The organism is Metabacillus sp. 22489 (assembly GCF_052044855.1).
Taxonomy (GTDB): Bacteria; Bacillota; Bacilli; order Bacillales; family Bacillaceae; genus Metabacillus; species Metabacillus niabensis.
Genome location: NZ_JBQENT010000058.1, coordinates 21,164 through 27,211, shown reverse-complemented (window position 1 = coordinate 27,211; position 6,048 = coordinate 21,164). Strand labels below are relative to the sequence as shown.

7 protein-coding genes and 1 tRNA gene are annotated in these 6,048 nt (G+C 35.5%); all 8 read left to right on the top strand.

Annotated features, from left to right (window positions below):
- Window positions 1-245 precede the first annotated feature (245 nt).
- Entirely contained in the window at window positions 246-1,859 is a 1,614-nt protein-coding gene (locus tag ACTJJ9_RS23470) for a polysaccharide biosynthesis protein (RefSeq protein ID WP_145584348.1), read from the top strand.
- Window positions 1,843-3,312 (top strand): nucleoside triphosphate pyrophosphohydrolase, encoded by a 1,470-nt coding sequence (gene mazG / locus ACTJJ9_RS23465; protein WP_095302774.1) that lies wholly within the window; start codon window positions 1,843-1,845, stop codon window positions 3,310-3,312. Before ACTJJ9_RS23470 ends, mazG begins: the two co-directional genes overlap by 17 nt.
- A 3-nt stretch (window positions 3,313-3,315) precedes the next feature.
- Entirely contained in the window at window positions 3,316-3,579 is a 264-nt protein-coding gene (locus tag ACTJJ9_RS23460; RefSeq protein WP_095302775.1) for an RNA-binding S4 domain-containing protein, read from the top strand.
- Window positions 3,580-3,709: 130 nt separating this feature from the next.
- Complete coding sequence (gene yabP / locus ACTJJ9_RS23455; RefSeq protein ID WP_095302776.1) at window positions 3,710-4,021, top strand: sporulation protein YabP; 312 nt, start codon at window positions 3,710-3,712, stop codon at window positions 4,019-4,021.
- A complete protein-coding gene (gene yabQ / locus ACTJJ9_RS23450; RefSeq protein ID WP_095302777.1) occupies window positions 4,018-4,650 on the top strand; it encodes a spore cortex biosynthesis protein YabQ in 633 nt (210 codons plus the stop codon). Before yabP ends, yabQ begins: the two co-directional genes overlap by 4 nt.
- A gap of 20 nt (window positions 4,651-4,670) precedes the next feature.
- The gene (locus ACTJJ9_RS23445; protein ID WP_095302778.1) at window positions 4,671-5,039 is read left to right on the top strand and encodes an FtsB family cell division protein; all 369 of its coding nucleotides are present in this window, start codon (window positions 4,671-4,673) and stop codon (window positions 5,037-5,039) included.
- 87 nt (window positions 5,040-5,126) lie between these two features.
- Window positions 5,127-5,579, top strand: a complete 453-nt coding sequence (locus ACTJJ9_RS23440) for a S1 domain-containing RNA-binding protein (RefSeq protein WP_095302779.1) — start codon at window positions 5,127-5,129, stop codon at window positions 5,577-5,579.
- Window positions 5,580-5,946: 367 nt separating this feature from the next.
- Window positions 5,947-6,023 (top strand) — tRNA-Met (locus ACTJJ9_RS23435).
- Window positions 6,024-6,048 lie beyond the last annotated feature (25 nt).

Below are 6,048 nucleotides of genomic sequence, written 5' to 3'. Positions count from 1 at the left end.
AAAGTGAAAAAGTCTATAAAGAAAGGCGACTATCCGTCCAAAAAATGAACGGATAGTCGCCTTTTTCGTTTACGATCTTGAAATAAAATTAAAAAACGTAAGTTTTTCAGTGGCCTCGCAAATGGGCTACCTTTTTTTTATGCTTGAAAATTGGCAATTTATAGCATGGTAGAGCCCCTTCATTACCAAGTAGTGTAAAATGAGTATGGTATAATGGCAGATAGAAGAAATGAGAGGAGAAGGACATGAACGTCCAGAAAAACAGTATAAATCTTGCAATGCAAGGAGCGGTTATTCTAACGATTGCAGGGATTATAACAAAAGTTCTAAGTGCAGCATATCGAGTCCCCTACCAAAATATTGTAGGAGATATCGGTTTTTATATTTATCAGCAAGTCTATCCCTTTTACGGGATGAGTGTCATTCTGGCAACCACTGGTTTTCCAGTTATGATTTCAAAGGTTATGATGGACTACGGATATGGTAAGTCATTGAAAATACGCTCGAAAATTTTGGCGGTTTCCTTTATCTATTTATTTATAAGCGGTCTTATATTATTTTTATGTCTTTACCTTTTTTCTAATCATATTGCGATTTTTATGGGAGATGAACAGTTAGCACCACTCATCCGAATTGCGTCATTAGCCTTTATTATTATTCCGTTTGTTTCAATTTTTAGAGGATACTATCAATCACAGCAAATAATGGAGCCAACTGCTACATCACAAGTTGTTGAGCAGGGCGTAAGGGTTTCTATTATTTTGTTATCCTCATATTATTTAGTTAGAGCAGGCTATAATCAGTATGAAGTTGGATTCGGTGCATTAATAGGCTCTGTTATTGGAAGTGTTGCAGCATTTGGTATTTTGCTTGTTTTATGGAGAAAAAAAGGGAGTCAATCAAAAATAAGTTGGAATATGACTGCCCCTATATCGACAGGTAAAATTTTATTATCGTTAGTGACGTATAGTTGGACGATTGCGTTTAGTAGTTTATTGTTAATTTTTATCCAGCTTATTGATGCGCTTAATTTGTATGCGTTATTAGTTGATGGTGGAATGGATAAAATGGTTGCGAAGGAAACAAAGGGAATATATGACCGAGGACAACCGTTAATTCAGTTAGGAACTGTTGTTGCAACTTCATTAGCATTGTCGTTAGTGCCACTGATTGCAAGAGCAAAAATATCAAATCGGATTCAGCTAATACGGGAAAAAATAAATTTATCAATAAAACTTTGTCTTGTTGTTAGTGCAGGTGCTTCAGCAGGCTTAATTGCGGTGATGAAGCCTGCAAATGTTATGTTATTTACAGACAATAAAGGTTCTTTAGTTCTTATGGTTTTAAGTATATCGATTTTATTTACATCTCTTTGTTTAACGGTTTTTTCAATTTTGCAGGGACTTGGGTTTGTTTTTATTCCTGCTTTTGCCGTACTTGTAGGTGTAGCAGGTAAATATGCCTTGAATTTGTCACTCATACCGAAATATGGTGAAATAGGAGCGGGAGTTTCTACGGTTATCTCCTACTGCATAATCGCATTGATTGTCATGGTGTATTTAGCGCGTAAGGGTTTTCCGTTTAGTGATTTGAAGAGTATTGGTAAAATAGGACTCTCGATCGTGGTTATGCTATGTTTCGTAATTGGATTATTAAATGGGGCAGAACTCTTTTTTGATTTAGAGAATCGACTTCATGCAACATATATAACTTTTATTGCCATCATTAGTGGTGGAGGTATTTATCTTTGGTCTATTTTTAAGACAAACGTTTTTACGAAGGAAGAACTACAATACATACCTTTTATAAAGAAATTTGTAAAAGAAGAAAAGAGGGTTATAAATGGCAAAGGAAATTAAAATTGTCGGACTAGGTGCCGGGGACCTTAACCAATTGCCTTTTGGAGTGTATCGACTATTAACTGAGACTAAGCATTTGTTTTTACGCACAAAGGAACATCCGGTTATAGATGAATTAAACGAGACGATTACCTATCGATCATTTGATGATGTTTATGAAGCAAATCAGGACTTTGAAGACGTCTATCGAAGTATTGCTAATATCTTATTGGAAGAAGCGGAAGTAGAAGACGTTGTTTATGCAGTGCCAGGACACCCTTTAGTTGCTGAAAAAACCGTTCAAATATTGTTAACTGAAGGGAGACAAAAAGGTTATACAATCATTGTACAAGGTGGGCAAAGCTTTATAGATGCAATGTTTCAAGCACTCGAAATTGACCCTATTGAAGGATTTCAGCTAGTTGATGCATTAGGGCTAGAAAGTGAGCATCTTCAATTACGAGGGCATCTTATCATCACTCAAGTATACGATCAAATGGTAGCTTCAGAGGTTAAATTAACACTAATGGAACAATTACCTGATGAGTATAAGGTAAAAATTGTTACAGCAGCAGGCAGTAGTCTTGAACAAATTAAGGAAGTGCCTCTTTATGAGCTAGATCGTGAGGTGTCAATTAATAATTTAACGAGTATATATGTTCCTCCTGTTGAAAACCAAGAAATACTGCATCATCAATTTTCTGAGTTCCGTAAGATTATTGCTAAACTAAGGGGGCCAAATGGTTGTCCATGGGATAAAGAACAGACTCATCAATCGTTAAAAAGATATTTAATTGAAGAATGTTACGAATTGATAGAAGCGATTGAAGAAGAAGATATAGACCATATGATTGAAGAGCTTGGTGATGTTCTTTTACAAGTTGTCCTACATGCACAAATCGGTGAAGATGAGGGAATGTTTTCGATCAATGACGTAATCAAAGAGGTTGCAGATAAAATGGTTCGTAGGCATCCACATGTATTTGGTGATATGACTATCAATTCGACAGATGATGTTTTATCTAATTGGGACAAGATTAAGCAGGGAGAAAAGGGAGGCTTAGAAACAAGTTCGATCCTTGATCACGTTTCAAAGGCACTTCCAGCATTATCAAGAGCTTATCAGCTACAGAAAAAGGCTGCAAAGGTTGGGTTTGATTGGCCAGTAATTGAAGAAACATGGGAAAAGGTAAAGGAAGAAATAACGGAATTTGAAATGGAATTAAAACAAGATGCCAACGGGAAAAATGCGATGCAGGAATTTGGAGATGTCTTATTTGCCCTAATAAATGTTGGTAGATATTATAATATTGAGCCTGAAGAAGCATTAATTTCGACAAATAGAAAATTTTATAATCGATTTCGTTATATTGAAACTAAGGCATTAGAAAGTGGGAAAAGTCTCCAAGACATGTCTTTGGAAGAGATGGATCACTTTTGGGATGAAGCAAAGAAAATAGATAAAGAGGGATAGAAGATGAGACTAGATAAATTTTTAAAAGTATCACGATTAATTAAACGAAGAACGTTAGCAAAAGAAATTGCGGATCAGGGGAGAATTTTAATAAATGGCGTTGCTGGAAAAGCAAGCTCAAATGTGAAAATCGGTGATGAGCTACTTATTCGATTTGGTCAAAAATTAGTAACGGTTGAAATTTTGGATATTAAAGAGACGACTAGAAAAGAAGATGCAGCTGATCTCTATCGAATTGTGAAGGAAGAGAAAGTCAGTCAAGATTAACTTAAATTTATAACATAACACCTATAAAATCTATTAATAAATAGCGATTCCATTTCAATAGAGCTTGTTCTAAAACGCATTCTAACGACATAACATGTAGAAGAAAACGACTTAGAATGCGGAGGTAGCTATGAATAATTATTATGATAATCATTCATCTGTCAATAAAGGTCCAAACCTAGAGCATGACGTTATCATGAAAGGGAGAAAGCTGATAGAGATTACAGGCGTTAAACAGGTTGAAAGCTTTGATAGCGAGGAGTTTCTCTTAGATACAGTGATGGGGGCTTTGGCTATTCGTGGACAAAATCTTCAAATGAAAAATCTTGATGTAGATAAAGGGGTAGTATCAATAAAAGGAAGCCGGATATTTGATTTAATCTACTTAGATGAACAGCATGGGGAGAAGGCTAAAGGACTCTTTAGCAAGTTATTTAAATGAGCTTAACAACTCAATTTTATACAATGCTGGCAATGGTTGGTATGGGGGGATGGCTCGGAGCTGCTCTTGATACATATGGTCGCTTTTTAAAGCGACCATTAAGGGCAAGATGGGTTGTCTTTATTAATGACTTATTGTTTTGGCTTGTACAAGGACTCATACTCTTTTATCTATTGCTACTCGTTAATGAGGGCGAATTAAGAATCTACATCTTCCTTGCTGTTCTTTGTGGTTATGCTGCCTATCAAAGTCTTCTCAAAAAAATATATTTACAGCTACTTGAATTATTCATACAGACAAGCCTAACGATTTACCGTTTATTCATTAGAGCTGGCCAACTTATGATTGTGAAACCGATCGTTGGAACTATCCAGCTTTTAATCGCAATTATTTTAGGAGCTGTAAATATTTTATGGAAATTAATAAAATGGGGATTTAAATTTTTATGGTCATTGGTTAAAATTTTATTATCACCTGTTACATTTTTATTTAGATTGTTATGGAGACTTGTTCCAAGGAGTGTTGGAAATTTCCTTATTGAGAATATAAGACGGTTAGCAGGATTTTTTGGGAAATTCAAGAATATTACTAATAAAATAAAAACGTGGTGGCATCGAGATAAAAAATAGCGATAGTAGGGAGGATATGTATGAGTCACGAAAGAACAAAAAAAATTACCGAGTTACAATCACAATATATGAAGCAGCAAGAAAAACAACAACAGCTTTCGAAAAGACGTAGAAAGGGCTTGGTTCGTAGACTTGCGATGCTAGGTATTTTAGCTGTCATCTCCTCCGCTGTTATGATAACCACGATTCATCAACAATCAAATGCAATTGAAGAAAAGCGTGAGGAACAAAAAGAGCTTGAAGAAAAGTTAGCAACTCTAAAAAAAGAGGAAAAGTTATTAAGGGAAGAAATTGTGAAATTAAATGATGACGAATATATTGCAAAGATTGCAAGAAGAGATTACTTTTTATCTGATGATAACGAGATCATCTTTAATATAAAAGACTAGCCTTGTTGACACTCGTTTTTTTATTTATGTATAATGTAATAAAGATTCGAATGATTTTTTATCTGTTTAAGGAGGAGCATTATTTTTATGTCGATTGAAGTTGGCAGCAAGTTACAGGGTAAAGTGACGGGCATTACAAATTTTGGAGCGTTTGTGGAGCTACCAGGAGGCACTACAGGTCTCGTTCACATTAGTGAAGTTGCCGATAATTATGTGAAGGATATTAATGATCACTTAAAAGTCGGAGATGAAGTAACAGTTAAGGTAATAAATGTGGAAAATGATGGTAAGATTGGTCTATCAATTAAAAAAGCAATAGATCGACCAGAGCGCCCAGAACGTCCAGAACGCCCAAGAAACTCAGATCGTCCAAGGCAATCAGATCGCCCGAGACAAAGAGGAAATGATTTCCGCAATAACAATAAAGAAAGTTTTGAACAAAAAATGAGCCGTTTCTTAAAGGATAGTGAAGACCGACTATCTTCACTAAAGCGTAATACAGAATCAAAACGCGGTGGTCGAGGAGCTAGAAGAGGATAGCTTGCTGCCTTCATAATATATAAGAGAAAAGACACCTGTTGGGTGTCTTTTTTTGGTCTTGTGGAAACAAATTAAATGCTAGGTGATAAATGTACGGTAAGATTGGGACACTTAAGTAGTCGGACTAGTAATGTTTAAGGAAGTATAAGATGTGGACCTGTGACAATGTAACGATCGTCCAAAGTGAAAGTAAGTTCTTTGGGATTGAATTGGTTTTTCTGAATTATTTTCTAGTGAGCAATTGGAGCTTTGATGTGCTTTAATTGTTGATTTTATTATAGAATATTCCGAAAATATTTTTTCTGTTGACGTAATCATAAAACGATTGTATTATATATCTTGTGCCTAATAAAGGTACAGAATATATGGCGGCGTAGCTCAGCTGGCTAGAGCGTACGGTTCATACCCGTGAGGTCGTGGGTTCGATCCCCTCCGCCGCTACCATATTTTTATAGATTTAATAATGAAA

Bases quoted from the DNA above. Each gene is read 5' to 3' on its own strand.
- ACTJJ9_RS23470 (WP_145584348.1), top strand. From the start codon at position 246: ATGAACGTCCAGAAAAACAGTATAAATCTTGCAATGCAAGGAGCGGTT.
- mazG (WP_095302774.1), top strand. From the start codon at position 1,843: ATGGCAAAGGAAATTAAAATTGTCGGACTAGGTGCCGGGGACCTTAAC.
- ACTJJ9_RS23460 (WP_095302775.1), top strand. From the start codon at position 3,316: ATGAGACTAGATAAATTTTTAAAAGTATCACGATTAATTAAACGAAGA.
- yabP (WP_095302776.1), top strand. From the start codon at position 3,710: ATGAATAATTATTATGATAATCATTCATCTGTCAATAAAGGTCCAAAC.
- yabQ (WP_095302777.1), top strand. From the start codon at position 4,018: ATGAGCTTAACAACTCAATTTTATACAATGCTGGCAATGGTTGGTATG.
- ACTJJ9_RS23445 (WP_095302778.1), top strand. From the start codon at position 4,671: ATGAGTCACGAAAGAACAAAAAAAATTACCGAGTTACAATCACAATAT.
- ACTJJ9_RS23440 (WP_095302779.1), top strand. From the start codon at position 5,127: ATGTCGATTGAAGTTGGCAGCAAGTTACAGGGTAAAGTGACGGGCATT.